Annotated in this window: 17 protein-coding genes and 2 pseudogenes; 9 read left to right on the plus strand and 10 right to left on the minus strand. The window is 72.3% G+C overall.

Features of this window, described 5'->3' with window-relative positions; all coding sequences use genetic code 11:
- Positions 1-283: 283 nt before the first annotated feature.
- Positions 284-1,093, minus strand: coding sequence for an ankyrin repeat domain-containing protein (locus ACIRVF_RS22240; protein WP_402820340.1), 810 nt, complete (start codon positions 1,091-1,093; stop codon positions 284-286).
- A 474-nt stretch (positions 1,094-1,567) separates the two neighbouring features.
- On the opposite strand from ACIRVF_RS22240, the gene ACIRVF_RS22245 reads away from it, so the two are divergent.
- The 7 genes from ACIRVF_RS22245 to ACIRVF_RS22275 all read left to right on the plus strand — a co-directional run bounded on the left by ACIRVF_RS22245 (position 1,568) and on the right by ACIRVF_RS22275 (position 10,208).
- On the plus strand, positions 1,568-2,371 hold the full coding sequence (locus tag ACIRVF_RS22245) for a hypothetical protein (protein ID WP_402820343.1): 804 nt from the start codon (positions 1,568-1,570) through the stop codon (positions 2,369-2,371).
- Positions 2,372-2,858: 487 nt separating this feature from the next.
- Positions 2,859-5,561 carry an AAA family ATPase gene (locus ACIRVF_RS22250; protein WP_402820346.1) on the plus strand — a complete coding sequence of 901 codons (2,703 nt, stop codon included), beginning with the start codon at positions 2,859-2,861 and terminating at the stop codon, positions 5,559-5,561.
- A 128-nt stretch (positions 5,562-5,689) separates the two neighbouring features.
- Positions 5,690-6,145 carry an SRPBCC family protein gene (locus ACIRVF_RS22255; RefSeq protein WP_402820349.1) on the plus strand — a complete coding sequence of 152 codons (456 nt, stop codon included), beginning with the start codon at positions 5,690-5,692 and terminating at the stop codon, positions 6,143-6,145.
- Positions 6,146-6,205: 60 nt separating this feature from the next.
- Positions 6,206-7,648 (plus strand): MFS transporter, encoded by a 1,443-nt coding sequence (locus ACIRVF_RS22260; protein WP_402820352.1) that lies wholly within the window; start codon positions 6,206-6,208, stop codon positions 7,646-7,648.
- An 81-nt stretch (positions 7,649-7,729) separates the two neighbouring features.
- Entirely contained in the window at positions 7,730-8,170 is a 441-nt protein-coding gene (locus ACIRVF_RS22265) for an SRPBCC family protein (protein ID WP_402820354.1), read from the plus strand.
- Between the two features lie 48 nt (positions 8,171-8,218).
- Positions 8,219-9,565: a carotenoid oxygenase family protein gene (locus tag ACIRVF_RS22270; protein ID WP_402820357.1), complete on the plus strand. Its 1,347-nt coding sequence runs from the start codon at positions 8,219-8,221 to the stop codon at positions 9,563-9,565.
- Positions 9,566-9,641: 76 nt separating this feature from the next.
- Positions 9,642-10,208 (plus strand): SRPBCC family protein, encoded by a 567-nt coding sequence (locus ACIRVF_RS22275; protein ID WP_402820360.1) that lies wholly within the window; start codon positions 9,642-9,644, stop codon positions 10,206-10,208.
- A gap of 59 nt (positions 10,209-10,267) precedes the next feature.
- Here the strand turns inward: ACIRVF_RS22275 and ACIRVF_RS22280 are convergent.
- From ACIRVF_RS22280 to ACIRVF_RS22315, 8 genes and pseudogenes are all read right to left on the minus strand, one after another.
- Positions 10,268-10,414 (minus strand): annotated as a pseudogene (locus ACIRVF_RS22280) (IS630 family transposase); the annotation flags it as partial.
- 50 nt (positions 10,415-10,464) lie between these two features.
- On the minus strand, positions 10,465-11,043 hold the full coding sequence (locus ACIRVF_RS22285; RefSeq protein WP_402820363.1) for a hypothetical protein: 579 nt from the start codon (positions 11,041-11,043) through the stop codon (positions 10,465-10,467).
- Positions 11,044-11,081: 38 nt separating this feature from the next.
- Positions 11,082-11,315 (minus strand): annotated as a pseudogene (locus tag ACIRVF_RS22290) (transposase); the annotation flags it as partial.
- Positions 11,316-11,414: 99 nt separating this feature from the next.
- Complete coding sequence (locus tag ACIRVF_RS22295; RefSeq protein WP_402820366.1) at positions 11,415-12,236, minus strand: hypothetical protein; 822 nt, start codon at positions 12,234-12,236, stop codon at positions 11,415-11,417.
- A 364-nt stretch (positions 12,237-12,600) separates the two neighbouring features.
- Positions 12,601-13,338 (minus strand): alpha/beta fold hydrolase, encoded by a 738-nt coding sequence (locus ACIRVF_RS22300; protein ID WP_402820369.1) that lies wholly within the window; start codon positions 13,336-13,338, stop codon positions 12,601-12,603.
- A 69-nt stretch (positions 13,339-13,407) separates the two neighbouring features.
- The gene (locus ACIRVF_RS22305; RefSeq protein WP_402820372.1) at positions 13,408-14,550 is read right to left on the minus strand and encodes an FAD-dependent oxidoreductase; all 1,143 of its coding nucleotides are present in this window, start codon (positions 14,548-14,550) and stop codon (positions 13,408-13,410) included.
- A gap of 245 nt (positions 14,551-14,795) precedes the next feature.
- Positions 14,796-15,491 carry a TetR/AcrR family transcriptional regulator gene (locus ACIRVF_RS22310; RefSeq protein WP_402820375.1) on the minus strand — a complete coding sequence of 232 codons (696 nt, stop codon included), beginning with the start codon at positions 15,489-15,491 and terminating at the stop codon, positions 14,796-14,798.
- Positions 15,492-15,521: 30 nt separating this feature from the next.
- The gene (locus tag ACIRVF_RS22315) at positions 15,522-15,983 is read right to left on the minus strand and encodes a DUF6924 domain-containing protein (RefSeq protein WP_402820378.1); all 462 of its coding nucleotides are present in this window, start codon (positions 15,981-15,983) and stop codon (positions 15,522-15,524) included.
- 907 nt (positions 15,984-16,890) lie between these two features.
- Here ACIRVF_RS22315 and ACIRVF_RS22320 point away from each other — a divergent pair.
- On the plus strand, positions 16,891-20,508 hold the full coding sequence (locus tag ACIRVF_RS22320) for a WD40 repeat domain-containing serine/threonine protein kinase (protein WP_402820381.1): 3,618 nt from the start codon (positions 16,891-16,893) through the stop codon (positions 20,506-20,508).
- Positions 20,509-21,060: 552 nt separating this feature from the next.
- On the plus strand, positions 21,061-21,453 hold the full coding sequence (locus tag ACIRVF_RS22325) for a hypothetical protein (protein ID WP_402820383.1): 393 nt from the start codon (positions 21,061-21,063) through the stop codon (positions 21,451-21,453).
- 312 nt (positions 21,454-21,765) lie between these two features.
- On the opposite strand, the gene ACIRVF_RS22330 is transcribed toward ACIRVF_RS22325, so the two are convergent.
- The gene (locus ACIRVF_RS22330; RefSeq protein WP_402820386.1) at positions 21,766-22,146 is read right to left on the minus strand and encodes a hypothetical protein; all 381 of its coding nucleotides are present in this window, start codon (positions 22,144-22,146) and stop codon (positions 21,766-21,768) included.
- Between the last annotated feature and the right edge of the window lie 74 nt (positions 22,147-22,220).

Genomic DNA, 22,220 nt, shown 5'->3' on the forward strand with positions numbered 1-22,220 from the left:
CGGACGCGCCTCGGGCCACGGACGCCTGGGAAGCCGTGCACCTTCCCGCGGGGCTTCGGCGGCGACGGTCGGGAGTTCGGCCCGCGCGGCCGGGAGGCGTTCAGCGGGCCGCGGTGGGCGGCGGCAGCCCCGCGAGGTCCGGGGGTACGGCGGAGTCGGGACGGAAGAGCGGGGAGGACTCCGGGTCGGTCGCGGTGGCGGGTGCGTCGGTGAGTCGGAAGCGGTCCCGCAGCCGACCGTAGAAGTCGGCCAGGTGTAGGCGTGCAGGGGCCTGCGGGGCAGGTCAGTGCTCCCAGTAGTCGAGGTCGGGCAGCCGGATCCAGGTGTCGGCGGGGCCGGTGACAGCGCGGGCGCTGGTGGGTCGGAGACCGGCGAAAGCGCAGGCGTAGGCGACGGCGTGACGGCGGTAGAGATAGCCGGCCAGGACCTCCTGCGGGCTGTCGTCAGGGAGCGGGCTGCCGCCGGGGTGGAGGTCCGAGCCTTCGACGGTGCCGTCGCGGACGATGCTGCCCTGGTTGCCGCTCTTGGGGTTGGCGTAGAGGCCGTAGCCGACAGTACCGGTGGTCAGGCGGGTCATCGCGCCCGGGGTGGACGGGGTGTAGCCCCAGGGTTGGGTGACGATGCATCCACCGGGAACGGTCGTGACGCCGGCGATGAGCAGGCTCTCGTCCGTGTCGTACTCGTACGGATCGTCAAGGAAGTCCGCGACGAACTCCTCGTCCACAGGCGTCGCGTCCAGGCGGCGGACCGCCTCTGCGGCGTCGATGCCGGCGATGCAGGCGAGGCCGGTACCCTCGTAATGGAAACGTCCCAGTGCCTCGACGAGTTGCCGGCCGCGCTGAATGGTGGCCTGCTCGGTTGCCGTCAGGCCGGGTTCCTCGTCGGGGACGGGGAACAGATCGGGGATCGGCCCGGCCAGGGCGAGGCGGCCCGGCGACCAACCGCCGAGCTGGGGCCGCCAGGGATCGGCACCGGCAGCTACGAGGGCGCGGGCATTGTCCGGCTGGTCCCCCATGGCAGCCTCCCACAGCGCCGTCGTCCCGTACTCCAGCGCATCCACGTCCGAGACACGACCCGCCAGTTCGGCCACCACCTCGGGAGAGCCGAACCCTGCCGCCCGGTGCAGAGGATGCCCCCCCGCCCCACGCATCAGGGTCAGCGCCCGCGTCGAGCCGCGCGCGGATGTCGCCGAGGTCTCGCCAGCTTTCCCAGGTCACACCGGCCCAGCCCGTCATCCTGCCTCTCCGTCCTCTCCGCACCAACGCGGGCATCAGCCCCTCTGCACGATCGCACACGAGTCCGACAACCGTCGTTCCGGAACCGATCCTGTCCGCACCGAGGCGATCGGCACGGGTGCCTGCTGCGACGTCAGGAACGCCGGACAGTCCGCGGTGGGACCTGGCGATCCGCGCCGGCAGGGCGGCGGCCGGCCCCACGGCGGCGAGGAACCCGGCCGAACACCGGCCGGCAACCACGACGACCGCCCTCTCCGCCCGCTACGAAAGCGCGTCTGCGCTACACATGACACCCCGCGCCGCACGGCTCATAGGCGCTATAGCCTTCGCCTGTGACCAACAGCCGCAGCCAGACCGAGAATCCTCACCCTCAGGAGCTACCCCACTACCAGGCGCTCCTGGACGGTACAGACTGGGCGTCGCTCGAAACCCCGTCCGGGCCAGGAACCGGCGAAACCCTGCCGGCAGCGCTGGCGCGCATCCTCAGCCCCGACCCAGTCGTCAGCGCGGCCGCCACCCACAACGCGCTCAGGAAAGTGACCCACCAGAACACCATCTATGAAGCCACCGTGCCCGTGGCGCTGTACGTCGCCGCCATCCTCAACCACCCGGCCGTCGCGGCAGACCACTTCGGTCAGGATGCCGACATACCACCGCACCGCCCCACCCTCGTGAGACTGCTCAAGTGGCTCAGTGACAACGCCTACGACGCCGACGACGAGTGCGTCGCCCTCGGCGAACGCCACTTCGGCAAGGGGTTCCTCGGCGAGTACCGGGAGATGCGCGAGTTCCGGGACCTGCGCCCGGCGATCTTCTCCGCTGTCCATCCCCTTCTCAGCCATGACAACGCAGACGTACGCGACGCGGCCCTGGTTGCTGCGATCCCCCTCGCAGAGCATCCCGTCCTCACCGAACACCAGGTCGAGCTGGTCGGCCACTCCCGTCGTCTGCTGGCCACCAGCACCGACCGCTACAACCGGGACCGCGTCCTGGACGCGATGAAGGCATGGGGTCACGACACCAGCGACCTGGAGAACGCGGACGACATCGCAGCCCGCGAGCATGACGCCCGTCTCAAGGCGGAACGTGATTCCTGGCGGGCGACCGACGGCTACTCCGAAGACCTACCGTTTTGACGACGACCAGGACGGCGGCGCGGCCGGCGGACCAAGGGCCGCCACCGGGACGGCTTCGCCGGACGCGCAGAAGAACCACCACTGTCGAACGACGCGGGGGTGTTCGGTCGGCGACATGAAGTCTGGCGGCGTCCCCGCCCGGCCCCGCGGCGGTGGCCGCAGGCCGGCAGAAGCTGGTCCTCGGTGTGAACGAGGTGCATCTGCCGCAGAGCGACGCCTTCGCCGAGGGCGGCCGGGAACGATGCGGGCTCACGCCCCACCTGGCAGGACCTCGCCGCCTGCCTGCGCCGGAGCGCCGACCCCCCGGGCCCGCTGCCCGCCCGCGCGGCAAGGGCGTACCTCCGCATCGCCTTCTGCCGCCCCTGCCCGGCCCGCAACGCCCCGCCCGGCACTGCTGGCCCTCGCCCACGCCCTGGAAGCGGGCACCTGGGCCGCCCTACGGGCTGAGAGAAAAAGCCGAGGTCAAGTGGCATGGCATGATTCCGGGGTGGCTTCTGCGACCGTCTCCGAGTACATACCGCCTGCTGCACGTGCTGCCCTCGTCGACCTGTTGGCCGGTGCGCGGGCAGGTCGGGGCGGGGCGGCGGTCGTGCGGGGTGAGGCGGGCATCGGCAAGACGACGTTGCTGCGCCATGTCACTGACGGATTGCCGGGTGTGCGGCTGCTGTGGGTGAACGGGGCGGAGTTCGAGGCTGACTTCGCGTACGCCGCCGTGCACCAGTTGACCCGCCCGCTGCACGAGCGGATCGGGCGGTTGCCCGCCGCACGGCGGAACGCGCTGGCGGTGGCGCTGGGGCTGGACGAGGGAGGCGCGCCGAGTCGTTTCGCCGTCGGTTTGGCCCTGTTGGGGCTGCTGTCGGATGCTGCCCGGGAGCAGACCGTGGTGTGCGTGGTGGACGATGCGCAGTGGCTGGACCGGGCGTCGGCGCAGGCACTGGCTTTCGTGGCGCGGCGGGTGGCGGACGAGTCGGTGGCGTTCGTGTTCGGGGTGCGTGACGCGCACGTCATCGCGGAGTTGGAGGGGCTGCCCGTGCTGACGCTGCCCCGGTTGTCCGATCAGGTGGCACGTCGGCTACTGGCGTCCAGTCTGCTCGGCCCCGTGGACGACCAGGTGCGGGAGCGGATTCTGGCCGAGGCGCGCGGTAACCCGCTGGCGTTGCTGGAGTTGCCGCGCCGGCTCGGGCCCGCCGTGCTGGCGGGCGGTTTCGGCCTGCCGACGCCGGTCTCCCCGGCCAGCCGGATCGAGCAGAGCTATCAGCAGCAGGTGTCCCGGCTCTCCGAGGACGCCCGGGCTCTGCTGCTGGTGGCGGCCGCCGAACCGCTGGGCGACCCTGGCCTGCTGTGGCGGGCGGCCGATCTGCTGGGGGTGGGGCCACAAGCGGGGCCGGAGGCCGAGGCGAGCGAGTTGATCGAGTTGGGCGGGCAGTCGAGGTTCCGGCATCCGCTGGTGCGCTCGGCGGTGTACACGGCGGCTTCGCCGGCGGAGCGCCGCCGGGTGCACGGGGCGCTCGCACAGGTCACCGATCCGCTGACGGCGCCCGATCGGCGTTCGTGGCACCGGGCGCAGTCCCTGTCCCGGCCGGACGAGGAGGTGGCGGCCGATCTGCTGCGCTGCGCGGAGCGAGCGCGGCGCCGGGGCGGGGCCGCTGCCGAGGCGGCGTTCCTGGAGCAGGCCGCGGGCCTGACGGCCGATCCGCGGCTGCGGGCCGAACGCAGTCTCGCCGCCGCGCGGGCTGCGATGGAGGCCGGCTCGTTCGAGAGCGCGCTGACGCTGGTCGAGGCGGCCGAGGGCGGCCCGATCGACGCCGCCGGACGGGTGCAGGCGGAACTTCTGCGCGGCCGTGCGGCGTTCTTCGGCGACGGTGCGGCGGACGCGGTCGGCCACCTGGTGGCGGCGGCCGACCTCGATCCCGGCCGGGCGCGGACACACCTGCTGGACGCCCTTCAGGCGGGTCTGGTGGTGGGCAGGTCCTCCCCTGCGGCGCGGGACGCCCTGACGGCGGCCCGGCGGGCGCCCGCACCGGCCGGTGAACCCTCGACTGCGGACGAGTTGCTGGACGCCCTCGTCGGCTACCTCGACGGCGACCTCGCGGTGGTGCCGGCGCTGCTCGGGATGCTGTCCGACGTGGCCGACCCGTTGTGGGCGGGCCGGCTGTCGCTGGCCGCCCTGCTCGCCATCGAGTTGTGGGACGTCGCCCTGGAGGACCGGCTCGCCGGTCGGGCCGTTGACGCCGCGCGCGCCGGCGGAACGCTGATGGTCCTGCCGGTGGGCCTGTGGATGCAGGCGATGGCCGCCGCGCAGCGCGGTGACGTCCTCGATGCGGCGGCGTTGAACAGCGAGGCCGACGGCATAGCCGAGGTGACCGGCGTCCCGCCGCACTGGTACGGCCGGCTGTTCGCGGTCGCGGTGTGCGGGGACGCTGAGGCGCGGCCCCTGTTCGACCGGGTGCTGGCCGAGTCGCATGCCCGGCGCAAGGGCATGCTGACGGCGACCGTCCACGCGGCGGCGGCGCTGCACGCCAACGGCGTCGCGGACCACCGCGCGGCCCTGGCCTCTGCGCGGCTGGCCGTGGCGGACGGAGACCTGGGAACGTCCAGCCTCGCCCTGCCCGAGCTCGTCGAGGCGGCCGTCCGGTGCGGCGAGCAGGACACTGCCCAGGAGGCGTTCACGCGGCTGTCGCGGCACGCGTCGGCGGCGGGCACCGACTGGGCGCTGGGCGTGCGCGCGGCCCTCGCCGCCCTGCTGTCGGACGACCCGGCGGAACTCCACGCCGAGGCAGTGGCCCGGTTGGACGCCGCCGGCCTGCGGGTGTGGCGCGGCCGGGCCCTGCTGCACCAGGGCGCGTGGCTGCGCCGGGACGGCCGCCGCGGGCAGGCCCGTGAGGCGCTGCGCACCGCTCATGAGCTGTTCACCGCGATGGGCGCGGAGGGGTTCGCCGAGCGGGCCCGGGTGGAGTTGGCCGCCGCCGGGGAGCAGGCTCGGCCGGCCGGGCTCGGCGCGGTGGAACTGTTGACCGGTCAGGAGCTGAATATCGCGCGCCTGGTGGCGACCGGGGCGACCTCCCGGGAGGTCGCCGACCGGCTGTTCCTGAGCCCGCGCACCATCGACGCCCATCTGCGCAGTGTGTTCCGCAAGCTCGACGTCACTTCGCGCCGCCAACTCGCCGACGTGCTCGGCCGGGACGCCTAGGCAGTCGCCGACGTGCTCGGCCGGGACGCCTAGGCAGTCGCCGACCTGCTCGACCGGGACGCCTAGGCAGTCGGCTAGGTGACTTTCGCCGATGAAGGCGCGGGGTGGGGCGGACCAGACTCGGGGGCATGAAGAACACGCCCTCGGGCATCGACCGGGCCGCCCCGGTCGTCGCCCGCCGTGAGCTGCCGATCCGGGCCCCGTCCCCTGCCGTCTGGGCGCTGCTGACGTACGTGCCCGGCTGGCCGACCTGGCAGCCGGACATCGCGGTGGCCCGCGCCCTGACTCCGCTGGCTCCGGGCGCGGTGTTCCACTGGCGCACCGGCGGGGTGGACGTCACCTCCACCGTGTACGCGGTGGACGCGCCCCGGTCGATTCTCTGGGGTGGCCTCTCGCAGGGCATCACCGCCGTCCACCAGTGGACGTTCACACCTTCGTCCAGGGCCACCTTCGTCGTCACGGAGGAGTCCTGGGACGGTGCGCCCGTGCGGGCCGACGCCGACGCCGTCACCCGGGCCCTGGAGCGGTCGCTCGCGCAGTGGCTGCTGCACCTGAAGTCCGCCGCCGAGCGCGCCGAGCGCTGACGCCGCCGCGCCGTTCCCCTCCCACCGGCTGTCTCCCACGGCCCAGTTCACGGAGTTCCCATGCCAAGTCCGCCGCGTGGCGCCGTCCTTGCGGTGCTGGCCGCCGCCCAAGCCACCGTCATGCTCGCCACCTCGATCGTGAACGTCGCCCTGCCGCAGATCAGGGACGGCGTCGGCCTCTCCGACTCCGCCACCACGTGGGTGGTCAACGCCTACGGCCTGGCGTTCGGGGCGCTGCTGCTGGCCGGTGGGCGGGCCGCCGACCTGCTGGGACGGCGCCGCGTCCTGCTGGCCGGCTTGGGGACCTTCGGGGCCGCCTCCGCCGTCGCGGCGCTGGCCACCTCGCCCGGTGTGCTGATCGCCGCACGGGCCGTCCAGGGGGCGGGGGCGGCGGCCGTCGCCCCGGCGGCCCTTGCCCTCGCGGTGGGCCTGTATGCGCCGGGCCCGGCCCGCGGCCGGGCGCTGGCGGTCTGGGGTGCGGTGTCCGGTGCGGGCGGTGCGGCGGGGGTGGTGCTCGGTGGGTTGCTGACCCAGGCGTGGGGCTGGCCGTGGATCTTCCGCACGGTGGCGATCGGCAGCTTGGCGGTACTGGCGGCGACGGCCGCCTGCGTCCCCGCTTCGGGCCGGGTGGAACGGGCCAGGTTCGACTGGGCCGGGACCGCCACGAGCGCCCTGGCCCTGACCGCCCTGGTGTGGGGCCTGACCACGGCCCGTCGCTCGGGCTGGACGGACCCCTGGGTGCTGGCCGCGTTCGGCGCCGCCGCCGTGCTCGCGGTGGTGTTCCGGCGGGTCGAGCGCACCAGCACCTCCCCTCTGGTGCCGCCGCGGCTGTTCGCCGCCCGCGACGTGACGGTCGGGAACCTGCTGACGGGCCTGTTCGGTTCCGTGTGGATCGCGTTGTTCTTCTTCCTGCCGCTCTACCAGCAGCAGGTCCTCGGCGAGGATCCGCTGACCACCGGGCTCGGGCAACTCCCCCTCGCCTTCGCGAACATGCTCGGCGCCGCGCTCGCCCCCGCCCTCGTCCGCCGGACCGGCGGCCGCGCCGCGCTGGTGTCGGCACTGCTGACCGAGGCGGCCGGGATGCTGTGGCTGTCCCGGATCGGCGCGGACGGCACCTTCCTCACCGATGTGCTCGGCCCGAGCGTCCTGGTCGGACTCGGTCTGAGCGTCGCCTTCGTCCAGCTCACCGGGCTGTCCGTGGCAGGCGTCGACGGACCGGACGCCGGCTTGGCGGGCGGCCTGGTCAACACCACCCGGCAGGTCGGAGGCGCCGTCGGCCTCGCCGTCTTGGCGACCGTCGCCGGATCCGTCACCTCCCGCGCCGGCAGCCACCGGCCACCCCTGGAGGCGCTGACCGCCGGCTACCGCAGCGCCTTCACCCTGGGCGCCGCCGTCCTGGTCCTGACCGCCCTGCTCGCCGCCCTGTGGGTGCGCCGCACACCCACCGCTGACCGGCCGCGCCGCACGCCCACCGAGGAGTCCGCCGTCCCCGGCCGTCGCTGACTGCCCGGCACCCCCTCACGTCACCTCCCTACCCACATCAACCCTTCGCCCTGACCACCGAACCGCCGAGAGGAAACACCCGTGCTCACCATCGACGAGAACGCACCCGTCATCGTCCGCCTGTCCACCGAGATCAACGCCCCGCTGGAGCGCGTCTGGTCCCTGCACACCGGCATCGACAACTGGCCGGTCTGGAACCCCGACATCGACCAGGCCCGCCTGGAGGGCCCGCTCACCGAGGGCGCCTCGTTCACCTGGCGCACCCACGGGATGGAGATCACCTCCACCGTCCACGAGCTGGTGCCCGGCGCCCGGATCGTCTGGGGCGGCCCGGCCCACGGCATCGAAGGCGTCCACGTGTGGACCTTCGAACAGAGCGGTGACCGTGTCGTCGTCCGCACCGAGGAGTCCTGGAGCGGCGCGCCCGTCGACGCCGCCACCGACCAGCTCGCCGCCGCCCTGCGCACCTCCCTGGAGGACTGGCTCACCTGCCTCAGGAACCGCGCCGAGAAGCTCTCCTGACCCCGCCACCTTTCCCCTTTCCGCACTGGAGACACGAGGACCACGAGCATGACCCCCAAGCCCTACCTGACCGGCCACTACACCCCCGTCGCCGACGAACTGACCGCCACCGACCTGACCGTCGAGGGCACCCTCCCGCCGGAGCTGACCGGCCGGCTGGTCCGCAACAGCCACAACCCGAAGCCGGGCGTCACCCCCGCCCACTGGTTCAAGGGCAGCGGCATGGTGCACGGCATCCGGCTGCGCGAGGGCCGCGCCGAGTGGTACCGCAACCGCTGGGTACGCACCCCCGCGCTGGACGGCGCCCCTTACATGACCGAGCACGGCCCCGACCTGACCGCCTCCACCGCCGGCACCCACGTCATCGAGCACGCCGGCCGGCTGCTCGCCCTCTGCGAGGCGAACCTCCCCTTCGAACTCACGCCCGACCTGGACACCGTCGGCGCCTACGACTTCGACGGCAAGCTGCGCAGCGCGATGACCGCGCACCCCAAGAGCGACCCGGTCACCGGCGAGCTGCACTTCTTCGGCTCCTCGCCCTTCCCGCCCTACCTGGTGTACTACGTCGCCGACGCCCAGGGGCAGATCACGCACAGCGCGGAGATCCCCGGTGCCGGCGCCGCGCTCAAGCACGACTTCGCGATCACTCGCCACCACGTGGTCTTCGTGGAGGGCACCGTCACCTTCGACCCCACCGAGCACTCCGGCATCCCCTACTCCTGGCAGGACGAGCAGCCGGCCCGGATCGGCGTCATGCCGCGCGGAGCACAGGGCGCCGCCGCGATCCGGTGGTTCCCGATCGAACCCGGCAACATGCTCCACGTCGCCAACGCCTACGAGGACGCCAAGGGCCGCATCGTGCTGGAGGGCCCCACCGTCGACCGCGAGGGTTTCCAGGTCTCCTGGAACTGGTGGGTCGGCGCGCCCGGACGCGGCAGCGAGCCCAACGCCCGCTCCTACAACCGCCGCTGGGTCCTCGACCTGGCGACCGGCCGGGTCGACGAGCGGGTGATCGACGACCTCGCCATCGAGTTCCCGACCCTCAACGAGGACTTCCTCGGCAGCGAGAACCGCTACCAGTACGCGATCTCCTTCCCCGACCAGGACGGCTTCGGCGGCTACGGCGTCGTCAAGTACGACCGCGCCACGGGTGAGCGGCGCATCCACCAGGCCGGCGACGCCCGGCTGCCCAGCGAAGCGGTGTTCGTCGCCGCGGCCGGCGGGACCCGGGAGGACGACGGCTACCTGCTCACCGTCGTCTCGGACCTCAAGCAGGACGCCTCGCAGCTGCTCGTCCTGGACGCCGCCCGCCTCGACAAGGTCGCCACCGTCCACCTCCCCCGCCGCGTCACCGCCGGAATCCACGGCTCCTGGATTCCCGACAGCACCCTCTGACTCCACCCGAGCCGGATCCCGGGGACGCCCGCCGCCCCCGGGATCCGCCGGACCACCTCAAGGAAAGAGCACTGCCATGCGCGCACCCGCCGCAGCCACTACCACCGCCCTCACCCTCGCACTCCTCCTCACCGCCTCCACCGCCGCGTCCGCCCTCACCACCGACCGGACGCCCACCGCAGCGGCCGCCCACCGCACCGACGTGCAGATCGACGAACACGCCCCGGTCATCACCCGCGCCGACATCCTCATCCACGCCCCGCTGCACACCGTCTGGAACATCCAGACCGACGTCGAGAAGTGGCCCACCTGGCAGCCCAACGTAGAAACCGTCGTCAAGGACACCCCCGGTCGGCTGCGCCCCGGCTCGCGGTTCCGCTGGAGCACCGAAGGGCTCGACATCACCTCCACCGTCCGGCAGGTCGATCACGGCAGGCGCCTCGCGTGGGGCGGCCCGGCCCAGGGCATCACCGCCGTCCACGTCTGGACCTTCACCCCCACCCGCGAGGGCGTCCTCGTCCACACCGAGGAGTCCTGGACCGGGGAACCCGTCACCGCGAACCGAGCCGCCCTGCAGGCGGCCCTGGACAACTCCCTGCACAACTGGGTCACCAACCTCAAGCACGAAGCAGAAATCCGGTGATCGACCACAAGGCCGGGGCCGGGCAGCCCCTGCTGCCGAGCAGACGTCCTGGCGCCGGCCCGTGGGACCGGTGTTCCCACGCGGTCTAGCAGCACCATCTGAGCCCGCCGCCAGGTCACCACCGAACCGGCCCCTCTGCGGATGATCCTCGGCAACCGGCCGCCCTCGTCGTCATCGATCTCACGGACCCGTACGCGTTCAGCCACGTGATCGTTCTGACCGTCCGGTGCCAATCGGCGCAGCACCGGACGGGGCATCAGGACGGGGCATCAGGACGGGGCGAGCGTTGCCTGGAACGGCACCAGTCTTCGTCTTCGTCGTCCTCGGAGGTCCACCACAGGTCGATCCGGTAGGTCTCCAGGACCTCCCGATGGGCTGCCCAAATCGTGTCGGTGTCAGCCTGTGACGGCGGTTTCGCCGTGCCGAGTTCGGCGTGGAGGGCCGCCTCCTGCGCGGCGGCCTCATGTCGCCCCTTCCAGGACACGCGGCCTTCGTAGATACCCGGGCGGGGCAGTTGGAAGTGACCAGCGATGTCCGGGGCAAAGGCGCGGATGACCACTTCGCCGGTGGGGCTGTCGAGCACTGTCGAGCGCTCTCCCTCGGCGATCCAGGTGCTGTCGGCCGGCGCAGGGCCGTCCCACACCCGTACCAGGATCTCGGCAGGTGCGATGCTCTGGAGGCTGCGGAGATAGATCTGGGTACCGGTGCTCGCTACCACCGTGTCCCAGCTCTGCCTTACAGCCTCGGAGTTGGTGAGGTAGGCGTCGGAGTCGTACACCTCGATGAGACCGTTGTCGGGCCTGGCTTCGGTGCGGAACTCGAACAGGATCGGCACTGGTTGTCCTCCGGCCTCGGCGAATACGGCACCGCTCACATGCTCCGGTCGAGGCGGCCGCCGGCGTCGGCCGCGGCCTGCGGAGCGGTCAGGATCCGGTTCCACGTGCCGTCGGCGCACCAGCGGCGACGCCGGTCGTACACCGTGGTCCACGGCCCGAAACGCGGCGGCACATCCCGCCACGGCACGCCGGCGCGTACCCGGTGGAGGACTCCGTTGATCACACATCGCTGGCCGGCCCACTGGCCGCCCTGCCGCCCGTTCGCCGGCAGGTGCGGCTTCGGCTGGTCGCACCTTGCTCAGACCTCCCGGCCCCGTGACCGGCACAACGAACCGATCGTGCGGCGGTCACAAGATCCGCCGTACAGAATCTAGCGCTTCGCCGTGCCAGCGATGAACTCGTCCCAGGTGCCGACGGTTTCGGCCGGGGGTGCTGTGATGGCCGGGACGGTGCCGAAGTCGGAGTACTCCTCGAAGACCTGGGCCTGCCCCTTGCTGCCGGTGATGACCTGCTGCGACTTCAGGACGAGGTCGTCCTTGCCGACCCACACGTCGAGGACGCCCGAGGTTTCGCCCCGCCGCTTGGCCAACTGGACGTAGTAGTCGCGCACTTCGTCCTTGATGGCGGGCCCGGTGTAGCGGGCCAGCTCCTCGAAGACCACCGTGCCGCGGTAGTGGTCCGCCGCTCGACCGCCCACCTGTTCCTCGCCGACCCACGAGGTGGACGCGGTGGCGGCGAGCGCGCCCGCGACCTCGTTGACGGACCCCGCAGCCCGCGCGTTGGAGGGGCCGCTGCCCGTCGGCGCGTCCATGCGGTACCAGCTCTTGCCCGGTATCTGGTCCGACTTGATGTAGGCCGCGTCGCCCGTGACGATCATCTGGGTGACGCCGGTGGGGTTGTCCGCACTCTTCTTCCCCGTCGACGTGATGGACGAGGCGTACGGCTGACGCTGGAAGAGCATCTCGGACTTGTCGGAGCCGCCCTCCCCCGTCTGGATTGTCCGGTACGAGGCCTGTTCCGCGGTCTTCTTGGACGCGGCCATCAGCACGGTCGGAGCGTCGGTCCGCGTGTTCGCGGTCTTGTCCCCGCCCGGGCTCGCCCCCGCCGCACCGCCGTGGGGCTCCCCGCCGCAGCCTGCCAGGACCATCGTGAGCGCCGCTCCCGCGGCCGCCACCGCGATACCCCTCCCCATCGCTCGCACAGTTCTGATTCCCTTTCAGTTGTTCGAATTGGCACTGTTCATTATCGTCTGCGCAGGTCAGGCGGCCAAATGGATTGGGATCGTCCATCTCCCGGAGCACCGCCCGGAGCACCGCCCGGCGGAACGGCGACCGGACGGCAGCCAAGACGGGCTCGATCCCGGAACGGCAAGGACAGCCCGGCCGAACACAGCCGGCCAACGGTCACCAGGGCGCGCGACGGGCTCAACAGCCGAGGGCCCGGCAACGGCGGCTCCCCGTCCAGGGCGCGGAGCGGTCCCCCGGCCACGCGTGATCAACCGCTTGCCGAGAACAGCGCCGACGTCGGTCCGCGGACGGGGAACGGATGGCAGGGATTCACGGGCCGGTGGCCCGGGCTCGGCGGGTGAGGAAGGAGTCGAGACGGGTGAAGACCGTCTCGGGCTTCTCGCGGATGGGCAGGTGTCCTGCGCCGGGGACGAGTTCGAATCGCGCGTGGGGGAACGCCGCGGCGTAGGCGCGGCCGAAGTCGGGGGTGACGACCGCGTCGTCGGCACCCCAGATCACCAGTACCGGGCAGGTGACGGTGGAAAGGCGGGGCAGCAGGCCGGCGTCTGCCATGGCCTTCCCGGCGTAGGCGCGCATGGCGGCCATCGGCTGTGCGGATGGTCCGCCCTGCGGCGCCGGAGCCGGTGGGCCGGCGGGCACGGTGATCTGCTGGCCGGGTACGACGGGGCCGATGGCGTCCATGAGGACGAGCTGGGAGATGCGGCCCTCGCGGTCGTCCAGGACGGTCTGGGTGGCGACCCAGCCGCCGAAGGAGGTGCCGATCACCGTCACGTCGTTCAGCCCGAGGTGGCCGAGCAGGTCCAGGTAGGCAGCGGCGAGTGCGGGCACGGAGTCCAGATCGTCGGGCCGTACCGTGCCGTCCCAGCCCGGGTGGGTGGGCGCCACCACCCTGTGATCCGCTGCGAGGTGGTCGATCAGGGGCGCGATGCTGGACGGGCCGGGGCCGCCGTGCAGGACGAGGACCGGGCTGCTGCCCGTGCCGGCCTCCCGCACTTCGAGGTCCAGGCCGGGCCGTAGCGGGATGGTGCGCCGATGGGGCATCGTCATGGGGTCCTCCCGGATGGGCTGAGCGGATGGGTTCGGTGACTTGGGAGAGCGGCGGCCGCCGGGGCGGGCCTACCGGGCCGCCGGGCCGGAGGCGAAGAACGCGGCCATCCGCTCCAGGCCCCGCGCGCCGAACATCGTGTCCAGGTTGGCTGCGGACTCGGTGGCGGACGCCTCGCTGCGCGGGAAGAGGGCCTCCTCGTACGCGGCCAGGGCGGCTTCGGTGTCGCCGGGATGTGCGGCGATGGCCAGGGCGAGTTCGGCGCCGTCGAACATGGCGAGGTTGGCGCCCTCCCCGGCGAAGGGGGACATCAGGTGAGCGGCGTCACCGAGCAGCGTCACGCCCGGGACGCGGTCCCAGCGGTGCCCCACAGGCAGGGCGTGAATACGGCGCGGCATGATCGTCTCCGCGTCGGCGACCAGGCCGCGCAGGCTCTCGTCCCAGCCCTTGAAGTGGGCGAGGACCGCAGCCTTGGCGGCTGCGTGGTCGGTGAAGTCGACCGTGTCCAGCCAGCCCTCGTCGACCTTGAGCGCCGTGTAGACATGGAGACTGCCATCGCTCTCCCGGTGCGCGAGGACACCGCGTTCGTCCCCCAGGGCGATGAGGAACCCGCCGCCGATGACCGCGGCGCTGCGCGGGTGGCGGGTGTCGGCGTCGAACAGGTCGCTCTCGACGAAGGAGATGCCGGTGTAGGCGGGCCGGGCGTCCGAGACCAGCGGCCGGATCCGGGACCAGGCGCCGTCCGCGCCGATCAGGAGCTCGGTGGTGACGGCCGAGCCGTCGGCGAACGTCACCTCGTGGCGCCCGTCGCCCAGCGCCCGGGCGCCGGTGACCTTCCGTCCCCAGTGGATCGTGCCGTCGGGCAGGGAGCCCAGCAGCAGGTCCCGCAGGTCGCCACGGTCCACCTCCGGCCGGCCGCCGGTACCGTCGTCCTCCTCGGCCACGTGCACGGTGCCGTCTGCGCCGAGCAGGCGCATGGCCTGACCTCCCTCATGGACGATCCCGAGGAAGTCGTCGTGGAGGCCGGCGGCGTGCAGAGCCTGCTGCCCGTTCTCCTCATGGATGTCGAGCATCCCGCCCTGCGTACGGGCCGCCGCCGACGCCTCCAGTTCGAAGACCGCCGACTCGATGCCGTTGACGTGCAGGACACGGGCGGCGGTCAGGCCGCCGAGACCTGCACCGATGATCGCGATCGGGAAATGGCTGGTGCTCATGGGGCCTCCGAAAGCAGTAGGGGAACACCTCTGTCCGCCGAGCCGGCCCCGCCGACGCCGCCGGGCTCCGAGGAAGGCCGGCGTACGCGGACCGGCAGGCGATGGCGCGCGGTCACACACAAGACCGTAGCGAACATGTTCGTTGCGAACAAGTTCGGTAGAGGCTGTGCGTCAGCGGCAGGCGGCGAAAGAACTGCGTTCAACCAGGCGGCAGCCGCCGGCAGGGCGGGCGACCCCGCCCGGACTCAGCCTCCTGCGCCAGGAACGGGCGTGTGCATGATGCCGTTGACGAGGACGTCGAAGCTCCAGCGGATCCTGTCCGACACCGAGCCGCCGATCAGGGCGGGCATGTGCGCGGTGATCGCCGGATGCGTGGCGGCGTCCACGGCGTGCAGTGCACGCACGGTGGCGTTCCAGTCGTCCTCGGAGGCGGGATCGTGCTCACGCGTCGAGTGCTCGGCAGCAGTGGCTGTCGCGTCCTGGAGCAGTTTGTCCACCCCCCAGGCGACCTGCTCGCGACCGGCGCCGCTCTGCGAGAGGAGATCGAGGATGCGCTCCACCAGCCGCAGGTAGTTCTCGCCGCTCGGGCGGGCGACGAGCGCGGCCCGCGCCAGCTGCGGGTACTCGAACAGCACCTGGATGTACGACGTCATGACGGCACGCAGCTGCTCGCGCCAGCCCTCACCTCCGTCCCGCCCGGTCAGGTCGACCTCGCCGAGCAGGGAATCCAGAACGGCCGCGTGCAGCTCGGCGGTGTTGGCGATGTAGACGTACAGTGACGCCGGCCCGGTGTCCAGCTCCTGCGCCAGGCGGCGCATCGTGACCTTCCCCAGCCCCTCTGCCCGCATGATCCGCACTGCGGTGTCCACAATCCACCGCCGGGACAGGGCGGGCTTCGCCGGACGCTCCCGGCGGCTGATCGGTTCTCTTCTCGCACTCACAACCCGATCGTAACGAACACGTTCGGCTCTCTAGAAGGAGCGGAAGGTTCCTGCCGGATCGGTCCGGGCGGCATCGATGACGTCTGCGAAGTCCAGGTTGGCGATCGACAGGTTCGCATGGATGTCATGGATACCGGCGGGAACGGTACGGACCGATCCGCCGTAGGCCTCGAACTCCTCATCGCTCTCGCACTCCTCTCGGGTCAGGACCGCTACGGCCAGCAGCGCGTGGTCGTGGTCCCGCATGGTGATGCGGTCGGCAAGGAAGACGACGCTCAGGTCAGGGTCCGCGGATACGGCGGCGATCACGTCATCGGGCGCGGCGCCGGCCCAGACCGGATCGTCGACGATGTGAACGGCGGACGCACAGTCACCGTCGCCCCACGGCCTCGACGACTCCGCGCACACGGCTCGCCAGGCCGTGTCATCGGTGAAGTCGGTTCTGATGATCAGAGCGGCGGATTCACAACGGCCGGCGATGGCGGGCAGCACTTCGGGCTCCGATCTGTATGGATACAGCTACTGCGTACAAGGTGCCAGGCCGTACCGACAGTTGGCCAAACTCTGTTCGGACCGGTCAAGCGGGGCACGCCAGGACAAGGGGGCCCACAGGCTCACAGCCCCACCCTTCGCAGGCACGCGCCCGGACAGGACAGCCGACCAGGACGACGGCGGGGACCCGGACAGCGGTGAGGCGGACGCCGAGGCGGACACGGGACGTCCGCCCGGCCAGGCCTGGAGCTACCAGGGCCTGAAGAGGCCGCCTCGACGTGTCGGCCACGTCAGCATGCGCACGAGGCGATTCGTGATCACCCAGTACCCCGGGTGAACCCAGCCCCTCTCCTTGGAAAGAAGGCCTGGTCCGTCCTCACGGTTCAGATTGCGCACGAAGCCGTCATATGCCGGTCCGCCGGCAACGAGAAGCAACGGAGCGGTGAGAACAGCTGCGATCCAAATGACACACCGGAGGGCAAGCTGAGGAAGTCCACCTGTGCGCACAGGCCGAGTATGCCGCAGCAGCCCTGGCCCTCGGCAGATCCGTCCGCGATGCCGGCACCCTGCCCCGCCCAAGCCCGCTACCTCCACCAGCGCACCGCCGGGCGCATCGGAAGTGGACCACCAAGCGGAAACCCGTCCCGCGCGGTGACTCCGGACGGGCCGTGGATGAGGGGACCGTCCGGCGTCCCAACCTGGCAGCCCGGCGCTGGCTCCGCGGGTCGGTGGGGTCGAGGTGGCCGTGCTGGAGGTGGGACCTGGCGGCGACGGCGTGCCTGCGCTGCCATGCGACCGCGCGGGTCGAACTCCCGCAGCTTCACGGGGAACCGGCGCGGTCGGCCCCACGTCGATGTCTGGGCGGGTCCTGCGTGGAGCGCGCGGGCAGAGGGCCGGGGAGACGTAGGTGCAGGATTCTGGCGGGCAGGCCGCTGTGCGGGCGCCGTTGTGGCGGGTCGGCGACGTCATCGAGGGCCGGTACGAAGTGCTGAAGGTGCACCAGCAGGGCGGTATGGGGCTGGTCCACCGGGTGCGGCACCGCGCCTGGGGCATCGATCTCGCGGTCAAGAGCCCGCGCCCGGAGCTGCTGCGTGACGACCGGGCGCGCGAGCGGTTCGTGGCGGAGGCCGAGCACTGGGTCTCGCTGGGGCTGCACCCGCACGTCTGCAGCTGCCACTACGTCCGGATGGTGGACGGTCTGCCCCGGGTCTTCGCCGAGTACGTCACCGGCGGCAGCCTCTCCGACTGGATCCATGACGGGCGGCTCTACGAGGGCGGAGAAGTGCGCTCCGTGGCCCGCATCCTGGACTTCTCGGTTCAGGTGGCCTGGGGTCTGGAGCACGCCCACACGCGGGGCCTGGTGCACCAGGACGTCAAGCCGGCCAACGTCCTGCTCGATCCCGTGAGCAATGGCGCGGGCGGGCTGGACGTGGTGGCGAAAGTCACCGACTTCGGGCTCGCCCGGGCCAAGCAGGCCCAGGCCCAGGCCCAGGCCCAGGCCCACGAATTGTGGCGCAGCGGCCCGACGGCCGCCGACCAGCTGTCTGTCCTTGTCACCAACGGCGGGCTGACTCCGGCCTACGCCTCACCGGAGCAGGCGCTGGGGCGGCGGGTGGGGCGGCGAAGCGATGTCTTCAGTTTCGCCGTCTCGGTGCTTGAGATGTTCAACGGCGGGGTCACCTGGGTGGCCGGAGTCGCTGCCCGGGCCGCCCTGCGGGCGTACGAATCGGAGCAGCGGAGCGGGGACGGACGTCCGCCGATGCCCCGCCAGGTTGCGGAGCTGCTCGGACGCTGCCTGGACGACGACCCGGCTGCCCGTCCGGGCTCGATGGCCGAGGTCGCCGACCAGCTGGCCGGGATCCACGAGGAGGTCACGGGCCGCCGCTACCCGCGCCGCGCGCCCGTCCTGGCGGACCTGCGGGCCGACGAGCTCAACAACCGCGCTCTGTCCCTGCTCGACCTGGGACGGCGGGAGGCGGCGGAGGAGGCGCTCACCGAGGCGCTGATGCTCGACGCCCGGCATCCGCAAGCCGTCTACAACTCCGGGCTGCTGCGCTGGCGCGACGGTTCGCTGAGCGACGAGGGCCTGCTGGCCCAGCTCGCGGCGGTGCGTCAGGATCTGCCCGACTCGTGGGAGGCCGACCATCTGACCGCACTGATCCAGCTGGAGCGCGGCGAGCTGGAGGCCGCCGACCGGGTGCTGCGCGGCATGCCCGAGGACGCCCGCGACGAGCCCGAGGTGCGGCGCACCCGCGCCGCGCTCAGCTCCGGGGCGGCCGCCGACGCCCGGTGCGTGACGCGGTGGCAGGTGCCGTGGCGCACGTCCTTCCCGGACTGGATCACGCCGAGCTGCACGATCGACGTCACCCCGGACCTCGGGTTGGCCCTCACCTGCGACGGCGAGCACAACCTGGCGCTGTGGGATGTCCGCGCGGGACAGCGGCTCAGGGCGCTCGACGGGCACACCGACTTGGTCCGGTCGGCGGCGATGAGCGCGGACGGACGGTATGCCGTCACGGCGAGCTGGGACCGGACGGTACGGCTGTGGGACCTCGCCGACGGCCGGACGGTCCGCAGCATCGGGATCACCCCCTGGCGCGAGGGCAGGGGCCCGGCACAGCGGGAACGCCGTCGTCGGGAGGACGCAGCGGCAGAGGCCGCGGGCGAGATGGTGCCCGTGGTCCACCTGCCCCATCCCGACAGCTCCCTCTACCAGAGCGCGAGTTCGCCCGTGTGCGTGAACGCCGACGGCGGTGTGGCGGCCTGGTCCGAGCCCGACGGCCGGATCCAGCTCTGGGACCTGCCGGGCGGTCGGCACCTGGGAACGCTGGACGCGGCCGAGCACACCGACGTGGTCGCGCTCGACGGGGACGGACGGCTGCTGCTGTCCGCTGCCAAGGGCGCGCCGTCCGTGCTGCAGCTGTGGCGGGTGGACACCGGGGAGTGCCTCTGGCGGGTCGAGGAACCGGCCGGGATCTCGAACGTCTGGTTCGGCCCCGCCGGGGACGTGGCCGTGGTGCTGGAAGACGGGTGCCCGCAGATCTGGGACCTGCGGGAGGGCCGCTGCGTGCAGGCCCTGCGGCTGGAACCGGGCATCGACGTCACCTGCGCGACGCTGAGCGCGGACAGGCGGGTGCTGCTCGTCGGTGGCTTCCAGGGGCAGCTCCAGTACTGGGACCTGACCTCCGGCCGACTGCTGCGCACCTTCCGGGGCCACCGGGACAGAGTGTGCGGGGTCGGCTTCACTGCCGACGGGCACTGCTACTCCGTCGGCTACGACGACGCGGTACGGCTGTGGCGCCGTCCCGGCGGCTTCCTCGCGCCCACGCAGGTGAGCCGTCCCCGACGGCACGCAGAACTCCTGGACACCGAGGAGAAGTTGCAGGCACTGGTCGCGCAGGCCCAAGTGGCGGCGGCGCGGGGCCGGGTGGGAGAGGCCCTCGATCGGCTCGACCTGGCCCGCGCCCTGCCCGGTGCCGAACGCGCGCCGGAGATCCTCACCGCGCTGCGCTCGCTGGGCACCCGGGCCGTGCGCACCGGTGTCCGTGGCGCCTGGGCCGCCCGGACGCTCCGGACGGTGCCCGTGGAGGCCAGGAAGCCGGCCAGGATTCTGACCGTGGCACTGACCCCCGACGCGCGCCTGGGCGGCTGCGCCGGATTCGACGGGCAGATCCAGCTCTGGGACCTCGGCGAGGGGCGGCGCCGACGCGTCATCGAGACCGGGCACTGGTCCGTCGCCCAGATGCGGTTCACCCAGGACCGGCAGCAGGTCATCAGCCAGGGCCACGCCGGGGACGGCACGCTCCAGACCTGGTCGGTGGAGACCGGCGAGTGCTTGGGCACCCTGCGTCTCCGGGGCCACCTCAAGGTCGCGTTCAGCCCGGACGACCGGTTCGCCTTCGTCTCCGAACGACTGCCCGGGACGTTGTCCCTGTGGGACCTGACCGAATACCGGGAACTCCAGCGGATCACGGTCCCCGAACGGATGATCACCTCCGTCTCCCTCACCACGGACGGGCGCACGGCTCTCACCTGCGGCGACGAGAAGGTGATCCGGCTATGGGACTTGCCCTCGGGCCGCTGCGTCCAAGCCTTCGAAACGCCATCGCTGACCTTTGCCTCCGCGACGCTGAGCCCCGACGGCACCCGCGCGCTCTCCTGGGAGGCGTACCGCGATCCGGCCGCCCCGCACGCGCGCGGCCACGAATCGATCCTGGCGCGTCTCCACCTCTGGGACACCGCGACGGGCGACCGGGTGCGGACCTTCGAAGCGGACTCCCGGCACTGCCGCGAGCTGACGTTCAGCGCTGACGGGCGGTACGCCCTGGCCTCGGTCGCCGAGGGCGGGGTCCGTCTGTGGGAACTCGCCACCGGGCGCTGCCTGCGGACCCTGAGCGGGCACCAGAAAGACGTCGGGGCCTTCGGGGTGACGCCCGACACGAACGTCGTCCTGACGGCTGACGGCACCGGGATCCTGCGGCAGTGGGAGCTGGACTGGGAGCTCCGGGCTGAGGACGGCCGGTAACGTCCTTCTCCGAGGCCTTGGTGCTCACACTCGCGGATCGCGCGGCGCGATGCCCGGGCGGGCGGCCCGCGGGAGGCCGGGCCGCCCCGCCCCGCTGCGGGGGCCGGCCGTCCTGGCGAAGGGCACTCGCCAGTGGGTCGGCAATCCGCTCCCTGCCCGCCGCGCCCGAAGCGGTCGAACGCCATTGGGCAGGGCTGGGATACGGCTGAGACAGGGCTGCGACACCCCGCACGGGCCACGCGGCACAACGACGGCGGGACCCGACCGGCGGCACGGCGCACACCGACGGCGACGCCGAGGTCGGCGCGGGACAGCCGGCTCCCGACCGACGACCACGACCCGGGAGCGGCGACCCAAGCGACCCGCACAGCCGGCGACGACGAACACCACGCGCACCCCAGCACGTGGGACGCGCGAGCCACCCGACCACCGAGCCCCGCCACCAGCGCAAGGCCGGCCCCGACACCGGGCGAGACGGAAGTCGTTAGCCGGTATGTCCGCCAACCATCCGGCGCGGGCCTTTCCATCCAGATCTCGATCGAGGAGACGTCCATGACCACCACCCAGACCGGCGCCGCGGTGCGCAGCGGGAGCCCTGACTCCGCCGTGGACCGGGTCGCCGACTTCTACGGCGCGTACATCGACGCCGTCGACGACGGGACCGACGACCTCGGCGGGGAGCTCCGTGCCCACTACCTCACCGAGGACCTGCGCCAGCGCCTGGCCGCGTGGGAGGAGGCCAACCACGCGGACGGCGTTCTGCGCGCCCAGGACGTCCCCACCGCCTGGGAGGTGCGCTACCACGATTCCGGCGCCGGGCACCTGTTCACCACCGTCACCCTCACCTGGGGCACCGGCCCCGACGCCGGCCACACCCGACTCGCGATCCAGAGCGACCTGAGCACCAAACTCATCTCCGACATCGAAGACGCCGCCGGCTCCTGATATCCCGCCCCGGGGCGGGCCCTGGCACGACCGGGGCCCGCCCCGACCGGCAGCCCGGACCCCGACGAGCAGGACTCCCCCCGGCCACCCTGGAGGGGAAGCCCAACGCCCTGACCAGCAGCTCATCCGCATGCTGGACGCCCAACCGGCGGCCGTCCCCTACCCGAACAGACCGCCCTTCGGACCTGCGCAGGCGCCGCCCCAGCCCCATTCGGACTCAGGTGAACCGGTCCTTCCGAGCGACCTCGTACCCCTGAGACCGGCAGCGGTGGATCAGCCCATGGCCACGGGTCCCTTCGCGGGCATGTCCGGTCAACTGCCGGTTTCGGGCTGGTCGGGCTCCTGCGGGTCGACGCCCGTGCGGGCCTTCTGGGAATAGCTGCCGGCCGGACGGCCGGACGGGCCCTTGGTTCCGTGGTCCCGCCGGTGTTCCGAGGGGCCCTGCTCCTCGCCACGCGGGCCTTCGCTCTCCACGGTCTGCCCGGGCACCCCCTGCTCTTCCTCCTTGGAGTGCTCGCGCCCCGGACCGGGGTCCGGCGCGTACTTCTCGGGATGGAACGAACGATGCGCGCTGTCGTTGGGCCGCTGCTCCTCGGCGTCGATGTCGCCGGACCAGCCGTGCTGCTCACCGCTGAAACGGCTGGCCTGACCCTCGTCCATGGGTTTGTGCCCAGCAGTCTCCTTGGAAGTCATCGCCGTCCTCCTTCACGTGCGGCTGCCTCTGCTGGGAGCCTGTCCAGCTTTCGGCACACGACACATCGTCCTGG

This window comes from Kitasatospora sp. NPDC101157 (assembly GCF_044768255.1).
Taxonomy (GTDB): domain Bacteria; phylum Actinomycetota; class Actinomycetes; order Streptomycetales; family Streptomycetaceae; genus Kitasatospora.

What these genes read in the sequence shown, in the direction of transcription:
- ACIRVF_RS22300 (WP_402820369.1), bottom strand. Translation starts at nt 13,338, where the DNA reads ATGACGATGCCCCATCGGCGCACCATCCCGCTACGGCCCGGCCTGGAC.
- ACIRVF_RS22255 (WP_402820349.1), top strand. Translation starts at nt 5,690, where the DNA reads ATGAAGAACACGCCCTCGGGCATCGACCGGGCCGCCCCGGTCGTCGCC.
- ACIRVF_RS22305 (WP_402820372.1), bottom strand. Translation starts at nt 14,550, where the DNA reads ATGAGCACCAGCCATTTCCCGATCGCGATCATCGGTGCAGGTCTCGGC.
- ACIRVF_RS22325 (WP_402820383.1), top strand. Translation starts at nt 21,061, where the DNA reads ATGACCACCACCCAGACCGGCGCCGCGGTGCGCAGCGGGAGCCCTGAC.
- ACIRVF_RS22295 (WP_402820366.1), bottom strand. Translation starts at nt 12,236, where the DNA reads ATGGGGAGGGGTATCGCGGTGGCGGCCGCGGGAGCGGCGCTCACGATG.
- ACIRVF_RS22275 (WP_402820360.1), top strand. Translation starts at nt 9,642, where the DNA reads ATGCGCGCACCCGCCGCAGCCACTACCACCGCCCTCACCCTCGCACTC.
- ACIRVF_RS22270 (WP_402820357.1), top strand. Translation starts at nt 8,219, where the DNA reads ATGACCCCCAAGCCCTACCTGACCGGCCACTACACCCCCGTCGCCGAC.
- ACIRVF_RS22260 (WP_402820352.1), top strand. Translation starts at nt 6,206, where the DNA reads ATGCCAAGTCCGCCGCGTGGCGCCGTCCTTGCGGTGCTGGCCGCCGCC.
- ACIRVF_RS22330 (WP_402820386.1), bottom strand. Translation starts at nt 22,146, where the DNA reads ATGACTTCCAAGGAGACTGCTGGGCACAAACCCATGGACGAGGGTCAG.